The following is a 19,044-nucleotide window of genomic DNA, read 5'->3' as shown; positions in this document are numbered from 1 at the left end:
CCCCCGGCCGCCTGGTCGTTCAGATCCGTTCCCCTACGGTCCGTTCCGCATCCGCATCCGGCTCCGTACGGTCCGCAACCATTCACGATACGTGCCGGAGGCAACCCGCATCGAAGGGATGCCGGATTCTCACGGATCCGAACCGGGCTCGGTCATGTCACGACTTGGGCTCGAAGGACTTCGTGAGCGTCCGCCAGGTGTCCTTGCGCAGGTCGCCGTGCCACTTCTCGGCCTTGGCGGTGTACATGAGCGCGTAACCGAGATGCCCGTTCACCACGAATCCGCGGTCGATCGTGCGGTACCCGGTGCCGCCCTCGGAGTAGGTGAACTCCCAGTCGGCGGTGTTCCAGCCGCGGTAGTCGACCTGCTCTATGCGGATCTTGTGGTACTGGGAACGCACCATGTAGCGCTCCTGGTTCTTCCAGTCCGCCACCGGGTCGTTCTTGGGCGTACTGGTCCAGGCGACGAGCAGTTTCTGTCCGTCGGGCCCGGTGTAGCGGTCGCCGGCGGCGCCGTTCGACTGGTACTTCCAGCCCTTGGGCAGCCCGATCGAGTACCCCTGGCCGCCCTTGCGGGTCGACTCGACGGGCGCGCTGCCGCCGCTCTTCGAGCCGGACGAGCCGGAGTCCTCGTCGCCGGAGGCGCCCGCACTCGCCGTGTCGTTCGAAGACGAGCCCGTCGAGGCGGAGGCCGAGGCGTCCCCGTCGGTCCGCGTGCCGTCGTCGGGGCTGCTCTTGCCGCCCGTGTCCTTGTCCTCCTTGACGGAGGCACTTGCGCTCGGCGCGGCCTTGGCACCGCTGCCGCGGTCGTCGTCCTTGCTGTCGTCGCCGCCGAGGACCAGGGCCAGCACGGTGCCGATCACCGCCAGCGCGACCACGAGCGCGATGATCACCAGGGTCCGCCTGGGCACGACGTCGGTGAGTGGCGCCCTGGGCACCGGCCGCGACGGCAGGTCCAGGTCCGGCGGCGGCACCACGGGCCACCCGGAACTCGGCTTGCTCGAAGCGGAGTTCGGCACGGACGGGGAGCCCTGGGCAGGACCCGCCTGCCTTCCGCGCGAACCGGCACCGGCCGTGGCCGCCGCGCCCGTACCGCCCTCGGTGCCCGGACCGCCGCCCGAAGTGGCCTTTCCGCCATTGTTCTTCGCCCGCACGGCCGCCGCCGCGGTGGCCGCCCCGGCCGCCTTGCGGACCGAGCGCAGCGCCCCGCGCAGCTTCTCCCCGGCATCCTCGCCCCGCCTGCCCTCCGGCCCACCGGGCTGCGCCGGCAGCGGGACGACACGGGTGGAGTCCATCGGCTCCGGCTCGGGCGTGTGGATCACCGCGTTGAGCATGGTCCGGGCGCCGGCGTCGTCGAGGCGCTGCGCCGGGTCCTTGGTGAGCAGGCCGTAGATGACGTCCTTGAGCGGGCCCGCGTTCTTGGGCTCCTCCAGGGGCTCGGTCATCACCGCGGTCAGCGTGGCGATCGCCGAGCCCTTGTCGTACGGCGGCAGACCCTCGACCGACGCGTAGAGCAGACCGCCCAGGGACCACAGGTCGGCCGCGGGACCCGGCTTGTGCCCGCGGGCGCGCTCCGGGGAGATGTAGGAGGGGGCGCCGACCAGCATGCCGGTGGAGGTGATGGACGGGTCGCCCTCGACCTGCGCGATGCCGAAGTCGGTGAGCACGACCCGGCCGTCCTCGGCGATCAGCACGTTGGACGGCTTCACGTCCCGGTGCAGGATGCCTTCGCGGTGCGCGGAGCGCAGCACGTCGAGGACGGCGAGGCCCACCTCGGCGGCACGCTTGGGCTCCAGCAGGCCGTCCTCACGGATGACCTCGGCCAGGGACTTGCCCTCGACCAGCTCCATGACGATCCAGGGCCGGTCGTCCTCCTCGACCACGTCGAAGACCGTCACCGCGCTGTTGTTGCGGATCCGGGCGATCGCCTTCGCCTCGCGCAGGGTGCGCGTGATCAGGCGCCGCTTCTCCTCCTCGTCGATGTTCGACGGGAACCGCAGCTCCTTGACGGCGACCGTGCGGCCGAGGGTCTCGTCCTCGGCGCGCCACACCGTACCCATGCCGCCGCGGCCCAGCACGTCTCCCAGCCGGTACCGCCCGGCGAGGAGACGCCGCTCGTTCTTGCCCTGACGAGTCTCCTGACGGGATGTTCCCGCCCGCTCCGCCTCCGACATGCGTCCCCTCATGCAACCCGCCCTGACAGAGCCTCCATTGTCTCTCACCCGACAAGTGGCCGAGGACCAGGGTGCCCCCTGCCGCGCCGGGGGCCGCACACACCGGAACACCCGCCGCACCGTCCCCTTGAGTCCGCGTCAGACCATGCGCCCCACTCCCCCTCCTGGCCCGCCCCGGCAGCTCCTCGGCATACCCGCCGGACGCGGCTCCCGAGCCGCCCGGAACCCGCCCCGTCCGTCGCCGGATTCGCCCTCGCACCGGGTACAACGGCCGGGCTCCCGGCGGAGATCCCGGCCCGGGTCACTCGTCCGGGTGGTTCCGGCTACAGCGGCACGATGTCCGGCGCCCCCAGCCGGGCCGCGTCGGCCGTCAGGTCGTCCGGCTGGAGCTGGGACTCCCGCTCGGCCTCCACCCGCTTCTCGTAGTGCTCCACCTCGCGCTCGATCTGGCCCTTGTCCCAGCCGAGGACGGGCGCCATCAGCTCGGCGGCCTCGCGGGCGCTGCGGGTGCCCCGGTCGAAGGTCTCGATGGAGATGCGGGTGCGGCGGGTGAGCACGTCGTCCAGGTGCCGGGCGCCCTCGTGCGAGGCGGCGTACACGACCTCGGCGCGCAGGTAGTCGTCGGCTGCCTGCAGGGGCTCGCCCAGCGTCGGGTCGGCGGCGATGAGGTCCAGGATCTCCTCAGCCATGGAGCCGTACCGGTTCAGCAGGTGCTCCACCCGGACCACGTGCAGGCCGGTGCGGGCGGCGATCCGCGCCCGGGCGTTCCACATCGCCCGGTAGCCCTCGGCGCCGAGCAGCGGGATCTCCTCGGTGACGCAGTCGGCGACGCGCATGTCGAGCCCGTGCACCGCCTCGTCGACGGCGTCCTTGGCCATCACCCGGTACGTCGTGTACTTGCCGCCCGCCACGACCACCAGACCCGGCGCCGGATGCGCCACGGTGTGCTCGCGGGACAGCTTGCTGGTGGCGTCCGACTCACCGGCCAGCAGCGGGCGCAGTCCCGCGTACACGCCCTCCACGTCGTCGCGGCCGAGCGGCACGGCGAGCACCGAGTTCACGCGCTCCAGCAGGTAGTCGATGTCGGCGCTGGAGGCGGCCGGGTGGGCCTTGTCGAGGTCCCAGCCGGTGTCCGTGGTGCCGACGATCCAGTGCCGGCCCCAGGGGATGACGAACAGGACCGACTTCTCGGTGCGCAGGATCAGGCCGGTGGTGGAGTGGATGCGGTCCTTGGGCACGACGAGGTGGATGCCCTTGGAGGCACGGACGTGGAACTGGCCCCGCTCCCCCACCATGGCCTGGGTGTCGTCGGTCCACACACCGGTGGCGTTGACGACCTGCTTGGCACGGATCTCGTACTCCCCGCCGCCCTCCACGTCCTGCACCCGCGCGCCCACGACCCGCTCGCCCTCGCGCAGGAACCCCGTCACACGCGCCCGGTTGGCGACCCGCGCGCCGTAGGACACCGCCGTGCGCACCAGGTTGGTGACGAAGCGGGCGTCGTCCACCTGGGCGTCGTAGTACTGGAGCGCGCCGACCAGGGCGTCCTTCTTCAGGCAGGGCGCGACGCGCAGGGCGTGACGGCGGGTCAGGTGCCGGTGCAGGGGCAGGCCCCGGCCGTGCCCGCGGGCCATCGACATCGCGTCGTAGAGCGCGACGCCCGACCCGGCGTACCACCGCTCCCAGCCCTTGTGCTGGAGCGGGTAGAGGAACGGCACCGGTTTGACCAGGTGCGGGGCGATCCGCTCCAGCAGCAGGCCGCGCTCCTTGAGCGCCTCGCGGACGAGGGCGAAGTCGAGCATCTCCAGGTAGCGCAGGCCGCCGTGGATGAGCTTGCTGGACCTGCTGGAGGTGCCGGACGCCCAGTCACGGGCCTCGACCAGACCGGTGGACAGACCGCGGGTGACGGCGTCCAGTGCGGTGCCGGCGCCCACCACTCCGCCGCCGACCACCAGCACGTCCAGCTCGCGCTCCGCCATCGCCGCCAGTGCCTCGGCGCGCTGCTCCGGGCCCAGAGTCGCTGTCCTCACCGCTGCCTCCCGCTGTCGAACGTGTCGCTCGCGTCGGCCGCACCCGCGGTGGGCGAAGCCCGTTCATCCCCTCCTCATGCCCAAATTCTGACCGGCTCGCCCTGTGCCGGCGACCACGCGCCCGCGGCCTGTGGACGACGTCCGCGCAACCACCCGGGAGACACACGAACACAATCCCACATAACGGTCATATTTACTCCTAGTGTGACAGTGCGCTCGTACATGCTGCCCACAGCGGTTGCGCACCTGCCCCGCTTCGGCTACTGGGAAGGACGGCCCACGCCCCATGCCCGCAGACCTCGCCGTGATCGGACTCGGTCCGTACGGCCTGCCGCTCGCCCAGGCCGCCGTCGCCGCAGGCATCCCGACCATCGGGTACGCCACCGGCCCCGAGGCCGGCTCGCTCAGCCCCGCCGAGCTGCGCCGGATGCGCTCCACCGGCTTCCTGCCCGGCACCGACCCGGCCCAGCTCGGCCGGGTGCGCACCGCGGTGATCTGCGCGCCCACGCCGCGCGGCGCCGACGGTGGGATCGACCTCGGCCAGGTGGAGGCGGCCGCCCGCACCCTCGCCGAACGGCTCCGCCCGCACACCACGGTCATCCTGGAGTCACCCGTGCTGCCCGGGACCACAGAAGGGTTCCTGCGCACCCTGCTGGAGGAGGGCTCCGGACTCCGCGCCGGGCGCGACTTCCACCTCGCCTACTCGCCCAGCCGGGTCGACCCCGGCAACCGCGACCGCACCCCCGCCAACACGCCCAAGGTCATCGGGGGCCTCACCCCGGCCTGCACCGAGTCGGCCGCCGCCTTCTACGGGCGGCTGACCGACAAGGTGGTCCGCGCGCGCGGGCTGCGCGAGGCGGAGACGGTGCAGCTGCTGGAGACGAACTACCGGCACGTGAACATCGCGCTGGTCAACGAGATGGCCGTGCTCTGCCACGAACTGGGCGTCGACCTGTGGGACGTCGTCCGCTGCGCGGAGACCAAGCCGTTCGGCTTCCAGGCCTTCCGGCCGGGCCCGGGCGTCGGCGGCCACGGCCTCCCCCAGGACCTGACCGGCCACGCGACCCGCACCCTGCGCATGGTGGAACTCGCCCAGCAGGTCAACCACCGCATGCCCGAGTACGTCGTCCGGCGCGCCGCCACCCTCCTCAACGAGCACGGCAAGTCCGCGCGCGGGGCCCGCGTCCTGCTGCTCGGCGTCACCTACAAGCCCGACATCGCCGACCTCCAGGGCACGCCCGCGCGCGAGATCGCGGTGCGGCTGACCGAGCTGGGCGCGTCCGTGAGCTTCCACGACCCGTATGTGCACGCGTGGAGCGTCCTCGACCGCCCGGTCCCCCGAGCCGACGCCCTGTACGAGGCGGTCGCCGACGCCGACCTGACGATCCTGCTCCAGCACCACCGCACATACGACCTGCAGGGCCTGTCGGTGAAGGCCCAGCTCCTGCTGGACACGCGGGGAGCCACGCCCACGGGGGCGGCGCACCGGTTGTGAAGTGGGGCGCGTGAACGCTCCACGCGGAAAGGGCCGGTCATCCTGCTGGATGACCGGCCCTTTCCGGGTCCCGAAGGCTCAGCGGCGGTGCTGGCTGTCCGCGACCGTCACCTCGACCCGCTGGAACTCCTTCAGCTCGCTGTAGCCGGTGGTGGCCATGGCGCGGCGCAGGGCGCCGAAGAAGTTCATGGAGCCGTCAGGGGTGTGGGACGGGCCGGTGAGGATCTCCTCGATGGTGCCGACCGTGCCCAGGTCGACCTTCTGGCCGCGGGGCAGCTCCTCGTTGACGGCCTCCATGCCCCAGTGGTGGCCCTTGCCGGGCGCGTCCGTGCCGCGGGCCAGCGGGGAGCCCATCATGACGGAGTCGGCGCCGCAGGCGATCGCCTTGGGCAGGTCGCCGGACCAGCCGACACCGCCGTCCGCGATCACGTGCACGTACCGGCCGCCGGACTCGTCCATGTAGTCGCGGCGGGCCGCGGCCACGTCGGCGACCGCCGTCGCCATCGGGACCTGGATGCCGAGCACGTTGCGCGTGGTGTGCGCGGCGCCGCCGCCGAAGCCCACCAGCACGCCCGCCGCGCCGGTGCGCATCAGGTGCAGGGCCGCGGTGTAGGTGGCGCAGCCGCCCACGATCACCGGCACGTCGAGCTCGTAGATGAACTGCTTGAGGTTCAGCGGCTCGTGCGAGGACGACACGTGCTCCGCGGAGACCGTCGTACCGCGGATGACGAAGATGTCCACGCCCGCGTCCACGACCGCCTTGGAGAACTGGGCGGTGCGCTGCGGGGAGAGCGCGGCCGCCGTGACCACGCCGGAGTCGCGCACCTCCTTGATGCGGGCGCCGATCAGCTCCTCCTTGATGGGCGCCGCGTAGATCTCCTGGAGGCGGCGGGTCGCCTGCTCGGCGGGCAGCTCGGCGATCTCGTCGAGCAGCGGCTGCGGGTCCTCGTGCCGCGTCCACAGGCCCTCGAGGTTCAGTACGCCCAGGCCGCCCAGCTCGCCGATGCGGATCGCGGTGGCCGGGGAGACGACCGAGTCCATGGGGGCGGCCAGGAACGGCAGCTCGAACCGGTAGGCGTCGATCTGCCAGGCGATCGAGACCTCCTTCGGGTCCCGCGTACGGCGGCTGGGGACGACGGCGATGTCGTCGAAGGCGTACGCCCGGCGGCCGCGCTTGCCGCGCCCGATCTCGATCTCAGTCACGTCTTGGCCTTTCCCTGATGCGTTCAGCGTCTTCCAGTATCGCCGACGGGCACGGCAACGGCGGCCCCGGAGGTTCCGGGGCCGCCGCCGATGCCCGTCACGCGCGCGCGTGCGTCACTTCTTGTTGCTGTAGTTCGGCGCCTCGACCGTCATCTGGATGTCGTGCGGGTGGCTCTCCTTCAGGCCCGCCGAGGTGATCCGCACGAAGCGGCCCTTGGACTCCATCTCCTCGATGGTGGCGGCGCCCACGTAACCCATGGTCTGGCGCAGACCACCGACGAGCTGGTGCAGCACGTTGGCGAGCGGGCCGCGGTAGGGCACCTGGCCCTCGACGCCCTCGGGCACGAGCTTCTCGTCGGCCGTGACGTCGGCCTGGAAGTAGCGGTCCTTGGAGTACGACCTGCCCTGGCCGCGGGACTGCATGGCGCCGAGCGAGCCCATGCCGCGGTACGACTTGAACTGCTTGCCGTTGATGAAGAGCAGCTCGCCAGGGGACTCCTCACAGCCGGCGAGGAGGCTGCCCAGCATCACCGTGTCGGCGCCGGCGGCCAGCGCCTTGCCGATGTCGCCGGAGTACTGCAGGCCGCCGTCGCCGATCAGCGGGACACCGGCGGAACGGGCCGCGAGGGACGCCTCGTAGATCGCGGTGACCTGCGGGACGCCGATGCCGGCGACGACGCGGGTGGTGCAGATGGAGCCAGGGCCCACGCCCACCTTGATGCCGTCCACGCCGGCGTCGATCAGCGCCTGGGCGCCGTCGCGCGTGGCGACGTTGCCGCCGACCACGTCGACGTTCACGCTCGACTTGATCTTGGACATCCAGCTCAGGGCGTTGCTGTTGTGGCCGTGCGAGGTGTCGACGACCAGGAAGTCCACACCGGCCCCGGCGAGCGCCTGGGCCCGCTCCAGCGCCTCGGGGCTGGCGCCGACCGCGGCACCGACGAGCAGCCGACCCTCGGCGTCCTTCGCGGCGTTGGGGTACTTCTCGGCCTTGACGAAGTCCTTGACCGTGATCAGGCCCTTGAGGACGCCCTCGTCGTCCACCAGCGGCAGCTTCTCGATCTTGTGCTTCCGCAGCAGCTCCATGGCCTCGGGGCCGGAGATGCCGACCTTGCCGGTGACCAGCGGCATCGGGGTCATGACCTCGTGCACGCGGCGGCTGCGGTCGCTCTCGAAGGCCATGTCGCGGTTGGTCACGATGCCGAGCAGCTTGCCGGCGGGGTTGGTGACCGGGACACCGCTGATGCGGAACTTGGCGCACAGCGCGTCCGCCTCGCCGAGCGTGGCCTCGGGGTGCACCGTGATCGGGTCGGTGACCATGCCGGACTCGGACCGCTTCACCAGGTCGACCTGGTTGACCTGGTCCTCGACGGAGAGGTTGCGGTGCAGCACGCCGACGCCGCCCAGCCGGGCCATCGCGATGGCCATGCGGGACTCGGTCACCTTGTCCATCGCCGCCGAGAGCATCGGGATGTTCACCCGTACGTTGCGGGAGATGCGGGACGAGGTGTCGACCGCGTTGGGGAGCACCTCGGATGCGCCCGGCAGCAGCAGCACGTCGTCGTAGGTCAGCCCGAGTGTCGCGAATTTTCCGGGCACTCCGTCGACGTTTGCAGTCATGACACCTTCCCCAAATGGCCTTGATCGGTGCGGATGTCCATGCTAACGGCAAGCTTCGCTAGCAAATTCCACGTCAGGGCGCCGCTTCAGGCTTCGTATGTTCGTACGGGAACGACCGTGTGCCCGTTCAGCGGAGGGAGCCCCGGAGGCTCCGTCCAGCAGGGTTACTGCTCGGCCAGTGCGCGCAGGCGGCTCAGCGCCCGGTGCTGGGCGACCCGGACCGCGCCGGGTGACATTCCCAACATCTGCCCCGTCTCCTCCGCGGTCAAGCCCACGGCGATGCGCAGCAGGAGCAGCTCCCGCTGGTTCTCGGGCAGGTTGGCCAGCAGTTTCTTGGCCCACTCGGCGTCGCTGCTGAGCAGGGCGCGCTCCTCGGGGCCGAGGGAGTCGTCGGGGCGCTCCGGCATCTCGTCCGAGGGGATGGCCGTGGAGCCCGGGTGGCGCATCGCGGCGCGCTGGAGGTCGGCCACCTTGTGCGAGGCGATGGCGAAGACGAAGGCCTCGAAGGGGCGGCCGGTGTCCCGGTAGCGGGGCAGGGCGAGCAGCACCGCCACGCAGACCTCCTGGGCGAGGTCCTCCACGAAGTGGCGCGCGTCGCCCGGGAGCCGGGACAGCCGGGTGCGGCAGTAGCGCAGCGCGAGGGGGTGGACATGGGCGAGCAGGTCGTGCGTGGCCTGCGCGTCGCCGTCGACGGCGCGGTGCACGAGCGTGCCGAACGCCCCATGGGCCGTGCCCGCCTCGTCGTCGCGCATCGGTCCATGGTGCCCTGCGGCCGTCCGGTCCGTCGCATCGTGCCCGTGGTTGTGCACCGAAGCGTTATGAGTAGGTGCGCCGGCACTCATCCCCTGCGCCCTCCCCTTCCGCTCGACCGACTCGTCCCCGAGAGACTCCACAACTCAAGGATGCGGCATCCGCGCCGAAACGAGCAGCGGGCGTCCGCGGTCCGCCCCGCCCGGCCCCGTCCGCGTGCCTCCCACCGCCCACCGGCAGCACGTGCCGCAGCGCCTCGCTCCCCGATGGACGGGTTCGCGGGCGAACGGCCGAGCCCTCGCGGCGGACGTCGGCCGACCGGCGGACCACCGGGGAGGTGACCGGGAGAGCCGGATGACCGAAGCTCCCGGGCGGGCGGGAATCGTCACCCACAGTCACCATGCGCGCCACCGGCCCGCGGCTCCGCTCGAACGCGCGTACACCGATCGGCCGCATGGCCACGGGTCGTCGCCCCGGGCCGCGGCCGACGGTCGCCGACACCTGCCGACAGACCGCCGGGCAGCACCCGCGCCCGCCCGTCGTCCCACGACCGGACCGCCTCGCCCCCGGCCACGCTGGTCCCCGTCCGCCACGCGGCAGACGGGGACACCAGGGGCCGGCCACGGCCGTGCGCCGCGGCGCATGTCCTACCGGACCAGTCCCCAGCGGAAGCCGAGTGCCACCGCGTGGGCCCGGTCCGAGGCGCCGAGCTTCTTGAACAGCCGGCGGGCGTGCGTCTTGACGGTGTCCTCGGAGAGGAACAGCTCGCGGCCGATCTCGGCGTTGGAACGTCCGTGGCTCATGCCCTCGAGGACCTGGATCTCGCGCGCCGTGAGGGTGGGCGCGGCGCCCATCTCCGCCGAGCGCAGACGGCGCGGGGCCAGCCGCCAAGTGGGGTCGGCGAGGGCCTGCGTCACCGTGGCGCGCAGCTCCGCGCGCGAGGCGTCCTTGTGCAGGTAGCCCCGGGCGCCGGCGGCCACCGCGAGGGCCACACCGTCGAGGTCCTCGGCGACGGTCAGCATGATGATGCGCGCGCCCGGGTCCGCGGACAGCAGGCGGCGCACGGTCTCGACGCCGCCCAGGCCGGGCATGCGTACGTCCATCAGGATGAGGTCGGAGCGGTCGGCACCCCAGCGGCGGAGGACTTCCTCGCCGTTGGCCGCCGTCGTCACGCGCTCGACGCCGGGCACGGTCGCCACCGCGCGGCGGAGCGCCTCTCGGGCAAGCGGGGAGTCGTCGCAGACGAGGACGGAAGTCATGACCGCCCTCCACAGCTGATGCGCGTCACCTTGAGCCTCCAGGCTGGTACGGAATCGTCACCTGTGCGGTCGACCGCTTCGGACGCCTGCCCGAGCGCTTGTGTTTTCAACCGCCTCCGCACTCTCAACGACGGTCACTCGAAAGAGTTACGGGGCTACATACCGTCTTCGGCACTCTACGTGAGGGTCTCGACACGGTGCAGACATGCCCAACAGACTCTCAACTTTTCATCACAACCCATGCCCCATTTAGTCGCTTTTGCTCCCGTTTCTTAGTGTCTAGGGCTAGATTCGCAATGAGTCATATTTTCATCTCCTTAGACCGGAGATGTACGGTCGATGGCACCGGATCCGCCCAGAACGGCTACAAGGGGTCACGTAATGGCAGATTTCTCCCGCCTTCCCGGACCGAACGCGGACCTATGGGACTGGCAGCTGCTGGCTGCCTGCCGCGGAGTGGACAGCTCGCTCTTCTTTCACCCCGAGGGCGAGCGCGGGGCGGCTCGGAGCGCTCGAGAGAACTCGGCCAAGGAGGTCTGCATGAGGTGCCCGGTCCGTGCGGAGTGCGCCGCGCACGCGCTGGCGGTGCGCGAGCCGTACGGAGTCTGGGGCGGCTTGACCGAGGACGAGCGTGAGGAGTTGATGGGTCGGGCACGCAACCGCCTGGTGACGGCCTCGACCACCAGTGGCGACACCGCCCCTCATCACTGAAGGAAACGTTTCTGCACCCACAGACCACCGGGTGCTTCCCATCCCCCGCCGGGCACGCCGACCGCGTGCCCGCGACTCTGCCACCGCGCACCCTGCCCGCGGCGTCGCCACCGGAGCCGGCGCGCCGCCTCGCCGCAGTACCGCGCGTGCCGCGACCAGGCCGTCGGGCCGCTACTCCCGGTACTCCCGCCCGGCCGCTCGGGCGAGCTGCTCCAGCGTCGCCGCCACGGCCGGCACCTGTGCCAGGTCGGGCAGGGTGAGGGCGACGATCTGCCGCCGGACCACCGGTTCCAGATCCACCGTACGCACCCCTCTCGGCCGTACCGACTCCACCGCGAGCTGCGGCAGCACGGCGACCCCGAGTCCCGCGCCCACCAGGCCGACCACCGCCGGGTAGTCGTCGGTGGCGAAGTCGATGCGGGGCGTGAAGCCGGCGCTCTCGCACACCTCCACCAACTGGCCGCGGCAGCGCGGGCAGCCCGCGATCCAGGGCTCCCGGGCCAGCTCACCGATGGCGACGGACTCCGCGCGCGCGAGCGGATGACGTTCGGGCACCAGGGCGACCAGGCGGTCCGTCAGCAGGGGCCGTACGACGAGGTCGTCCCACTCCTCGGCGACGGCCGCGCCCTCGTAACGGAAGGCGAGCGCCAGGTCGCAGTCGCCCTCGCGCAGCAGCTCCACGGACCTCGGGGGCTCGGCCTCCTCGAGGGAGACGCGGGTGCCGGGGTGGGCGGCGCGGAGTGCGGCCAGGGCGGTGGGCACGAGGGTGGAGCTGCCGCTGGGGAAGGAGACGAGCCGCACCCGGCCGGCGCGCAGCCCCGCGATCGCGGCGACCTCCTCCTCGGCCGCGGTGAGCCCTGCGAGGATGCCGGAGGCGTGCCGGACCAGGGCCTCGCCGGCCTCGGTCAGCCGCATCTCGCGGCCGCTGCGGACCAGCAGCGGGGTGCCCACCGAGGCCTCCAGGGCCTTCATCTGCTGGCTGACGGCGGGCTGGGTGCAGCCCAGCTCGCGCCCAGCGGCGGAGAAGGATCCGGTGGTGGCGACGGCGCGCAGGACGCGGAGATGACGGGCCTCGATCACCGATGAAGCATAAGCCGGGCTTGGATGCGGCGCCCAATATTGCGTCGACGCTTTGGGGTCCGGTCCCGTACCTTGCGGGCATGAAGCTTCTCTCGGTCAACCTGGGCAGCGCGCAGCCGGTGCCGTACACGGACCAGCCGCAGGGTGTGACGGGCATCGACAAGCGGCCCACCGAGGGCCCGGTGCGGGTGGCGGCGCCCGGTCCCAAGGGGATCGGCGCGAGCGGTGTCGCGGGGGACACGGTGTGCGACACCCGCCACCACGGCGGTGACGACCAGGCGGTGTACGCCTTCGCGCGCGAGGACCTCGACGACTGGGAGCGCGAGCTCGGCCGGACGCTGGCCAACGGCTGCTTCGGCGAGAACCTCACGACGGACGGTCTCGACGTGTCCGGGGCGCTGATCGGCGAGCGCTGGCGGATCGGTTCCGAGGTCGTACTGGAGGTCACCTCCGGCCGGATCCCGTGCCGCACCTTCCAGGGCCATCTGGCCGAACGGGGCTGGGTGAGGAGATTCACCCGGAAGGGCGCGACCGGCGCCTACCTGCGGGTGATCGAACCGGGGGAGATACGTGCGGGCGACTCCATCGAGATCGTCCACCGGCCGGACCACGGAGTGACGGCGGCGATGGAGTTCCGCGCGGTCACCACCGAGCGGGAACTGCTGCCCGGGCTGCTCGCGGCCGGCGAGGCGCTGCACCCGGAGGCCCTGGCCGCGGCCCGCAAGTACGTCGCCGCTCAGGCCCGCTGAGAGGCCGTCACCGCCGGCGGACGCGCTCGCTCCGGGTCACTACCCTTGGGCCATGACAACGGCTCTGATTACGGGATCGACCGCGGGGATCGGCGCCGCGTTCGCGCGGCGCCTGGCGGCTGACGGGCATGACCTCGTCCTGGTGGCGCGGGACACCAAGCGGCTGCGCGAGCAGGCGACCGAGCTGCACGACCGGCACGGTGTCGAGGTGGAGGTGCTCACCGCCGACCTCGCCGAGGACAAGGGCATCGACACGGTGGCCGACCGGCTCGGCGACCGGCGCAACCCGGTCGACCTGCTGATCAACAACGCCGGCTTCGGCAACAAGGGCCGCTTCCTCGAGGTGTCCATGGCCGACGAGCTGAGGATGCTCAAGGTGCACTGCGAGGCGGTGCTGCGGCTGACCTCGGCGGCCACCGGGGCGATGCGGGAGCGCGGCCGGGGCGGTGTGGTCAACGTGGCGTCGGTGGCCGCCTTCGTGCCCCGGGGCACCTACGGCGCCTCGAAGGCGTGGGTCGTGCAGTTCACCCAGGGCGCGGCGAAGGACCTGGCGGGCAGCGGGGTCCGGCTGATGGCGCTGTGCCCCGGCTTCGTGCGCACCGAGTTCCACGAGCGGGCCGGGATGGGCACGGACAACATCCCCGGCTGGATGTGGCTGGACGCGGACAAGCTGGTCGCGGCGGCGCTGGCCGACCTCGCGCGCGGGAAGTCGCTGTCCATCCCGGACCCGCGCTACAAGGCGCTGATGGGACTGGTGAAGGTCACCCCGCGCGGCCTGCTGGGCGGGATCAGCTCGCGGACGGGCCGCAAGTACGGGCCCCAGTAGCACGGGTGACGCCGCCGTTCCGGTGGGAAGATGGTCGGGTCGGTACCGGACCAGGGGGGCCGGAGGCGGTGACATGACCTTCGTACAGCTCATCGAGTGCAGGACGAGCCGGCTGGACGAGATGAACCGGCTCATGGACGACTGGGTCACCCAGAGCAAGGGACGGCGCACGGCGACGCACGCGGTGGTCGGCAAGGACCGCTCGGACGCGTCGCACATCGTCGAGGTGGTGGAGTTCCCGTCGTACGAGGAGGCGATGCGGAACTCGGACCTCCCGGAGACCGGCAGGATCTTCCGGGACATGGTCGCCCTGTGCGACGAGACGCCGACGTTCACGGACCTGGACGTCGTCAGGGACGAGCAGCTGGGCCTCGATGCCGTACGGCGGCTCTTCGCGGCCCTGGAGAGCGAGGGCGAGCTGCCGCCGCTCAACGACCTGCTGGACGAGGACATCCACAGCCACGACCCGGTGAACCCGCAGGACACCATCGGGCTGGACAGCGTCCGCAGCGAGTACCGGATGTGGCGCGCCGCCTTCGACTTCGCCTTCACGGTCGACGACGTGCTGGCCCAGGGCGACCAGGCCTGCGCGCGCTGGACCTGGCACGCGACCCACAAGGCCGACTTCCTGGGCATCCCGGCGACCGGCCGCCAGGTCACCATGACCGGCATGACCCTCTTCCGCTTCGGCCCCCACGGCAAGATCACCGAAACCTGGTGGCAGCACGACCAGCTGGGGCTGATGCAGCAGCTGGGGGCGCTGGACGAGCTGGAGCAGTAGGCGAGGTCGGTCGGAAGCCCCGGCGCCGGGCGGGCGACGGGGCTTCCCCGGCCGCTCGGCGTCACGGACCAGCACGGCCGTACTCCTCCGTCTGCAAGAGGCCCTCGACCACGTGATTCAGATGGGCGTGCAGCTCAACGGCGAAACGGATCTCCGAGCCGCATCGCCGGCGCCGCCCAGAACCCGACGACACCCTTTGCTCCCCCTTTGCGGTAATCGAACTTGCACACGAAGTCTCCGGGTTAGAGTCGAAACGGTCCGGGCGACCGACGGAGGGGGAGGACACCAAGTCATGGGTGAACAGGGCGAGATACTCGACATCAAGATCGCCGACATCAAGAGGACGGCGCCTCGTTTCAGCCACGAAAGCGTTGCGCTCGCACACGCACTGACCAAGCTGAGGACCGGGCTGTCGGCGGCCGGAGCGCCCTGGGGCGACGACGAGCAGGGCACCAAGTTCCACGAGTCCTACGGGCCCCTGGTCAAGCGGATCGAACAGTCCGCCCGGATCCTCGCCGACGGCCTGGCCAGTATCCACACGGCGATGGCCGACATGGCCGACGGCCACATCGACAACGAACAGCTGATCCGCTCGATGTTCAGCCGGGTCGACGTCCCTCACGACACCGGGGGCCACGGCAAGTGAGCACCGCCGACAAGGCTCGCAAGGTCGTCCAGGACCTGACGGGCATGTGGTGGCCGGCGGCCGACGTCGACGGGTTGCGGGACGCCGCGAAGGCGTGGCGGGACTTCGCCGACGACGTCGAGGACGTCACCGCCGCCGCCAACAGGGCCGCCCGCTCCCTGATCGAGCACAACAGGGGCGAGGCCATCTCCGCCTTCGACGACCCCTTCTGGCGCCGGTACTACCACGACAGGCACGGCTGGCTGAAGGACCTGTCCGACGGCGCCCGCGACATGGCCAAGGCCCTGGACGCCTACGCCGACGCCGTACACGCCGCGAAGAAGAAACTCGAACACGAACTGGAGATCGTCGGCGCCACCCTCGTGGCGGGCACCCTCCTGGCCGTCTTCACCGCGGGTCTCTCCGAAGGAGCGGCCGTCGCGGCCGCCGCGACCGTCGCCGAACTCGCCGCCGGGCTGGGTGTCACGGTCACGGCCGAGGTCGCCACCATCGCGGGCACCACCCTGGCCACCGCCGCGATCGCGGGCATCGAGTCCGTCACCGTGGACCTCGCTGTCGCCCAGCCCATGTCCATCGCACTGGGTGAGCAGAAGGGGCTCAGCCTCGACGAGGCCCGCGACGCCGCCGCTTACGGCGCGCTCCTGGGCGGTGGCTTCGGCGGTGGGGGCGCAGCCGTCAGGGCCGCGAGCAGGGCAGGCGGCTGGAGCGAACTCCTGGGCGGAGTCCGGCTGCCCGGCCTCTCCCCCGAGTTCGCACTGCCTGGCGGCGTGACGGCGTCGGCGGACGACCTCGGCCTGCTGATGAAGGGCGACGGCGAGCCGAACGCCTGGCCGCGCAGCAAACGCAAGGGCGCGGTCAAGCCGAAGTACCGGGCGGACGTCGTCGGTGACGAGGGGAAGAACGGATCCCACACCCTGGCCAAGCACGTGGAGGTGACCACTCGAGATCTGCGTGCGCGGCTGCGAGCGGAGCCGGAGAGGGACACGGTCTCGCGATACGTGGACGAGGCGTCCGCGCAGCGGGCGACCGACAACGTGGTGCTCGCTCGACAGAAGGACATCGAGGCGTGGCTCGCCAAGAACAAGAGCCGGAAGCTCGAGTTGGAGACCCACTTCGACGACCACACCGGCCTGAGCCTGTCTCGTGCGAACTTCGTCCAGGGGGCTCCGCCGGAGTGGGTGAAGGGTGCCAGAGTGATCCTCAAACGGGACCCATCGGCCGAGATGGGCTACCGCGTCCTCACCTCCTACCCCGTCCCCTAGAACCAGACAGGCCGACAGCGACGATGACACCGGTGGACGACCGCTTTCAGGAACTACGTGAGCTTCTTCGGGCGTACGAACAGCCCGGTCATGCCTTCGACGACACGTTGGAGGCAACCGGTACGGCTCTGAGCGCGTATCTCCGTGCGGCTGCCTACGCACCGGAGCGTGCGGCTGAAGCAGCGCGGGAGATCGAGGAACTTCTGGCACTCGGGCTCTTCAACGAAGAGATCGCGGACGATGTTGATCTGCTCCCGCACATCGCGCCACCCCCGGGCGTCGGTGTGGAGGACTGCCTTCGCGTCGTCCTGCACCATCTGGAGGGCTTCGTCGCCTCTCCAGCGGCCCCCCGCCCGTCGGTGCGCCCCACGATCGCTTGGGAATGGCGAGAGCGATTTCCGGCACTGGCCCATCTGCTCGGAGGGTACTTCTACCAGGACAGCCTGGACATCGAGTACCAGTCCCATGCCGAGGCCGTGGATGACTACCTTTCCGGCGAGCCGGCCGAGGACGTGAGGCAAGCCGCGTCCGACATCACGGAATTCCTGGCTCTGAACCCATCAGAGCACGAGCTCCGTGAGGCGGCAGCAGCACTCGGCCTTGGCGAGCCCCCGCCTGCGGGCGTCTCACTGCGCCAGTGGCTCACCGACGTCCAGGGCATCATCACGCACCGCCTGGGCAGAGGCACGACCTGACAGCGGGCGTGCGGCACCGGCTCAGCGCCGACGCCACGCGCCGGCGAGATCCAAGCGCGACCCCTTCGCCGGCATCGGCAAACCGGAACCGCTGTGGTGTCAGCCGCACTCATCCCCGGCCCGGCACCGCTCACCGGCTCATCGCCGTCTCCCTGCCGATCCGGGACAGCTTCTCCGGGTTGCGGACCGCGTAGAGGCCCGTGATGAGGCCGGCGTCGAGGCGGAGGGCGATGACGGTGTCGAGTTCGTGGCCGCGGTGGAGCAGCAGGGCCGGGTGGCCGTTGATGTGGGCCGGTCGCAGGGAGACCGTGGTGTCGATCCTGCTCAGGACCTGGATGACCTCGGCGGCGCCCACCACCGGCCGCAGGGCGGCCCGGACGACTCCGCCACCGTCGGTCAGCAGGACGACGTCCGGTGCGATCAGGTCGAGCAGGCCCCGCGGGTCCCCCGTTTCGACGGCCCGCCGGAACGCGGCGAGCGCGTCGCGGGCCCGGGCCGGGGAGACGGCCTCGCGGGGGCGGCGGGCCGCCACGTGGGTCCGTGCCCGGTGGGCGATCTGGCGGACGGCGGCCGGGGTCTTGTCGACGGCCTCCGCGATCTCGTCGTACCCCAGGTCGAACACCTCGCGCAGGACGAACACCGCGCGCTCGGTCGGTGCCAGGGTCTCCAGTACCAGCAGCATCGCCATGGAGACGCTGTCGGCCAGCTCGACGTCCTCGGCCACGTCGGGCGTGGTCAGCAGTGGCTCGGGGAGCCAGGGGCCGACGTAGGACTCCTTGCGGAGGCGGAGCGTGCGCAGGCGGGTCAGCGCCTGGCGGGTGGTGATGCGGACGAGATAGGCACGCCGGTCCCGCACCGCGTCCAGGTCGACGTCGGCCCAGCGCAGCCAGGTCTCCTGGAGGACGTCCTCGGCGTCGGCGGCCGAGCCGAGCATCTCGTAGGCGACGGTGAACAGCAGGTTGCGGTGGGCGACGAAGGTCTCCGTGGCGGGGTCCAGGACGGCGGACGGCTCGGTGGTGTCGTCCGTGTGCGCGCTGTGCTCGGTCATGGCCGGCTCCCCCTGTCGGCTCCCGTTCGTGTCACGCACAAGACGCCCGCGACGGGCGGTGTGTGACACCACATCGAGTGGGCTGCGTCACACACCAGGGCTGTCACACGGCTCGGGCGGGCGGCGTCTCGTGGTCGTCAGGACGCCGCGGACGATTCGCGCGGCGGTACCCGCACGAGTGAGGACAAGGTCATGGAACCCCGATTCAACCTGCTCGACAGCCCGACCGCCGCGAAGGTCGCGAAGCGGTTCTACGGCACCTCGCTGGCCCTGGAGGAGTCGACGCTGCCGAAGGCCCTGCGGGAGCTGGTGGAGCTGAGGGTCGGTCAGCTCAACGGCTGCGGCTTCTGCGTCGACATCCACACCAAGGAGGCCGCGGCCGCCGGTGAGTCCGCGCTGCGGCTGAACCTGGTCGCCGCCTGGCGCCACTCCACCGTGTTCACCGAGGCCGAGCGGGCCGCGCTGGCGCTCGCCGAGGAGGGCACCCGACTCGGCGAGCGGGGTGTGACCGACGAGACCTGGGCCGAGGTGCGCAAGCACTTCGACGACGACGAGGTCGGTGCGCTGGTCTGCGTGGTCTCCCTGATCAACGCGGCCACCCGGATGAACGTGATCGTGCACCACCCGGGGGGTTCGTACGAGCCGGGGATGTTCGACAACATGTCGAGCTGACCGGCAGGCGGTTCCGAGGGGCGGATAACGCCGGGACGAAAAAC

17 protein-coding genes are annotated in these 19,044 nt (G+C 71.4%); 9 read left to right on the top strand and 8 right to left on the bottom strand.

Features of this window, described 5'->3' with window-relative positions; translation table 11 throughout:
- Positions 1-157: 157 nt before the first annotated feature.
- Entirely contained in the window at positions 158-2,173 is a 2,016-nt protein-coding gene (locus tag ACZ6B1_RS09620) for a serine/threonine-protein kinase (RefSeq protein ID WP_468776488.1), read from the bottom strand.
- A 323-nt stretch (positions 2,174-2,496) separates the two neighbouring features.
- Positions 2,497-4,203 carry a glycerol-3-phosphate dehydrogenase/oxidase gene (locus ACZ6B1_RS09615; RefSeq protein ID WP_468776486.1) on the bottom strand — a complete coding sequence of 569 codons (1,707 nt, stop codon included), beginning with the start codon at positions 4,201-4,203 and terminating at the stop codon, positions 2,497-2,499.
- A 286-nt stretch (positions 4,204-4,489) separates the two neighbouring features.
- On the opposite strand from ACZ6B1_RS09615, the gene ACZ6B1_RS09610 reads away from it, so the two are divergent.
- Positions 4,490-5,698: a nucleotide sugar dehydrogenase gene (locus ACZ6B1_RS09610; RefSeq protein WP_468776485.1), complete on the top strand. Its 1,209-nt coding sequence runs from the start codon at positions 4,490-4,492 to the stop codon at positions 5,696-5,698.
- A gap of 78 nt (positions 5,699-5,776) precedes the next feature.
- Here ACZ6B1_RS09610 and ACZ6B1_RS09605 read toward each other — a convergent pair whose 3' ends face one another.
- The 4 genes from ACZ6B1_RS09605 to ACZ6B1_RS09590 all read right to left on the bottom strand — a co-directional run bounded on the left by ACZ6B1_RS09605 (position 5,777) and on the right by ACZ6B1_RS09590 (position 10,530).
- On the bottom strand, positions 5,777-6,901 hold the full coding sequence (locus ACZ6B1_RS09605; RefSeq protein WP_143627805.1) for a GuaB3 family IMP dehydrogenase-related protein: 1,125 nt from the start codon (positions 6,899-6,901) through the stop codon (positions 5,777-5,779).
- A gap of 114 nt (positions 6,902-7,015) precedes the next feature.
- Complete coding sequence (gene guaB / locus ACZ6B1_RS09600) at positions 7,016-8,521, bottom strand: IMP dehydrogenase (protein WP_468776483.1); 1,506 nt, start codon at positions 8,519-8,521, stop codon at positions 7,016-7,018.
- A 164-nt stretch (positions 8,522-8,685) separates the two neighbouring features.
- Entirely contained in the window at positions 8,686-9,273 is a 588-nt protein-coding gene (locus ACZ6B1_RS09595; RefSeq protein ID WP_468776481.1) for a sigma-70 family RNA polymerase sigma factor, read from the bottom strand.
- Positions 9,274-9,918: 645 nt separating this feature from the next.
- The gene (locus ACZ6B1_RS09590) at positions 9,919-10,530 is read right to left on the bottom strand and encodes a response regulator transcription factor (protein ID WP_003948568.1); all 612 of its coding nucleotides are present in this window, start codon (positions 10,528-10,530) and stop codon (positions 9,919-9,921) included.
- Between the two features lie 381 nt (positions 10,531-10,911).
- Here ACZ6B1_RS09590 and ACZ6B1_RS09585 point away from each other — a divergent pair, with 381 nt between their 5' ends.
- Positions 10,912-11,241 (top strand): WhiB family transcriptional regulator, encoded by a 330-nt coding sequence (locus ACZ6B1_RS09585; protein WP_393441341.1) that lies wholly within the window; start codon positions 10,912-10,914, stop codon positions 11,239-11,241.
- Positions 11,242-11,412: 171 nt separating this feature from the next.
- On the opposite strand, the gene ACZ6B1_RS09580 is transcribed toward ACZ6B1_RS09585, so the two are convergent.
- Positions 11,413-12,321, bottom strand: coding sequence for a LysR family transcriptional regulator (locus ACZ6B1_RS09580; RefSeq protein ID WP_468776480.1), 909 nt, complete (start codon positions 12,319-12,321; stop codon positions 11,413-11,415).
- A gap of 80 nt (positions 12,322-12,401) precedes the next feature.
- On the opposite strand from ACZ6B1_RS09580, the gene ACZ6B1_RS09575 reads away from it, so the two are divergent.
- The 6 genes from ACZ6B1_RS09575 (at position 12,402) to ACZ6B1_RS09550 (ending at position 17,280) form a co-directional block, all read left to right on the top strand.
- Complete coding sequence (locus tag ACZ6B1_RS09575; protein ID WP_468776478.1) at positions 12,402-13,070, top strand: MOSC domain-containing protein; 669 nt, start codon at positions 12,402-12,404, stop codon at positions 13,068-13,070.
- Between the two features lie 52 nt (positions 13,071-13,122).
- The gene (locus ACZ6B1_RS09570) at positions 13,123-13,896 is read left to right on the top strand and encodes an SDR family NAD(P)-dependent oxidoreductase (protein ID WP_468776476.1); all 774 of its coding nucleotides are present in this window, start codon (positions 13,123-13,125) and stop codon (positions 13,894-13,896) included.
- Between the two features lie 73 nt (positions 13,897-13,969).
- Entirely contained in the window at positions 13,970-14,677 is a 708-nt protein-coding gene (locus tag ACZ6B1_RS09565; RefSeq protein ID WP_468776474.1) for an ester cyclase, read from the top strand.
- A gap of 292 nt (positions 14,678-14,969) precedes the next feature.
- Positions 14,970-15,323, top strand: a complete 354-nt coding sequence (locus ACZ6B1_RS09560) for a hypothetical protein (protein ID WP_468776472.1) — start codon at positions 14,970-14,972, stop codon at positions 15,321-15,323.
- Complete coding sequence (locus ACZ6B1_RS09555) at positions 15,320-16,585, top strand: RNase A-like domain-containing protein (RefSeq protein ID WP_468776471.1); 1,266 nt, start codon at positions 15,320-15,322, stop codon at positions 16,583-16,585. The genes ACZ6B1_RS09560 and ACZ6B1_RS09555 overlap by 4 nt, the downstream gene beginning before the upstream one ends.
- 23 nt (positions 16,586-16,608) lie before the next feature.
- The gene (locus ACZ6B1_RS09550; protein WP_468776469.1) at positions 16,609-17,280 is read left to right on the top strand and encodes a contact-dependent growth inhibition system immunity protein; all 672 of its coding nucleotides are present in this window, start codon (positions 16,609-16,611) and stop codon (positions 17,278-17,280) included.
- 130 nt (positions 17,281-17,410) lie between these two features.
- Here ACZ6B1_RS09550 and ACZ6B1_RS09545 read toward each other — a convergent pair whose 3' ends face one another.
- The gene (locus tag ACZ6B1_RS09545) at positions 17,411-18,328 is read right to left on the bottom strand and encodes an RNA polymerase sigma-70 factor (RefSeq protein WP_468776467.1); all 918 of its coding nucleotides are present in this window, start codon (positions 18,326-18,328) and stop codon (positions 17,411-17,413) included.
- A gap of 192 nt (positions 18,329-18,520) precedes the next feature.
- Here ACZ6B1_RS09545 and ACZ6B1_RS09540 point away from each other — a divergent pair, with 192 nt between their 5' ends.
- Positions 18,521-19,000, top strand: coding sequence for a carboxymuconolactone decarboxylase family protein (locus ACZ6B1_RS09540; RefSeq protein ID WP_468776466.1), 480 nt, complete (start codon positions 18,521-18,523; stop codon positions 18,998-19,000).
- The last annotated feature ends 44 nt before the right edge of the window (positions 19,001-19,044 follow it).

This window comes from Streptomyces sp. NPDC041129 (assembly GCF_055592265.1).
Note: the sequence above shows the minus strand (reverse complement) of the source record. Positions and strands in the feature narration are given on the sequence as shown.

What these genes read in the sequence shown, in the direction of transcription:
- ACZ6B1_RS09620 (WP_468776488.1), bottom strand. Translation starts at nt 2,173, where the DNA reads ATGTCGGAGGCGGAGCGGGCGGGAACATCCCGTCAGGAGACTCGTCAG.
- ACZ6B1_RS09610 (WP_468776485.1), top strand. Translation starts at nt 4,490, where the DNA reads ATGCCCGCAGACCTCGCCGTGATCGGACTCGGTCCGTACGGCCTGCCG.
- guaB (WP_468776483.1), bottom strand. Translation starts at nt 8,521, where the DNA reads ATGACTGCAAACGTCGACGGAGTGCCCGGAAAATTCGCGACACTCGGG.
- ACZ6B1_RS09595 (WP_468776481.1), bottom strand. Translation starts at nt 9,273, where the DNA reads ATGCGCGACGACGAGGCGGGCACGGCCCATGGGGCGTTCGGCACGCTC.
- ACZ6B1_RS09590 (WP_003948568.1), bottom strand. Translation starts at nt 10,530, where the DNA reads ATGACTTCCGTCCTCGTCTGCGACGACTCCCCGCTTGCCCGAGAGGCG.
- ACZ6B1_RS09585 (WP_393441341.1), top strand. Translation starts at nt 10,912, where the DNA reads ATGGCAGATTTCTCCCGCCTTCCCGGACCGAACGCGGACCTATGGGAC.
- ACZ6B1_RS09575 (WP_468776478.1), top strand. Translation starts at nt 12,402, where the DNA reads ATGAAGCTTCTCTCGGTCAACCTGGGCAGCGCGCAGCCGGTGCCGTAC.
- ACZ6B1_RS09570 (WP_468776476.1), top strand. Translation starts at nt 13,123, where the DNA reads ATGACAACGGCTCTGATTACGGGATCGACCGCGGGGATCGGCGCCGCG.
- ACZ6B1_RS09565 (WP_468776474.1), top strand. Translation starts at nt 13,970, where the DNA reads ATGACCTTCGTACAGCTCATCGAGTGCAGGACGAGCCGGCTGGACGAG.
- ACZ6B1_RS09560 (WP_468776472.1), top strand. Translation starts at nt 14,970, where the DNA reads ATGGGTGAACAGGGCGAGATACTCGACATCAAGATCGCCGACATCAAG.
- ACZ6B1_RS09550 (WP_468776469.1), top strand. Translation starts at nt 16,609, where the DNA reads ATGACACCGGTGGACGACCGCTTTCAGGAACTACGTGAGCTTCTTCGG.
- ACZ6B1_RS09545 (WP_468776467.1), bottom strand. Translation starts at nt 18,328, where the DNA reads ATGACCGAGCACAGCGCGCACACGGACGACACCACCGAGCCGTCCGCC.
- ACZ6B1_RS09540 (WP_468776466.1), top strand. Translation starts at nt 18,521, where the DNA reads ATGGAACCCCGATTCAACCTGCTCGACAGCCCGACCGCCGCGAAGGTC.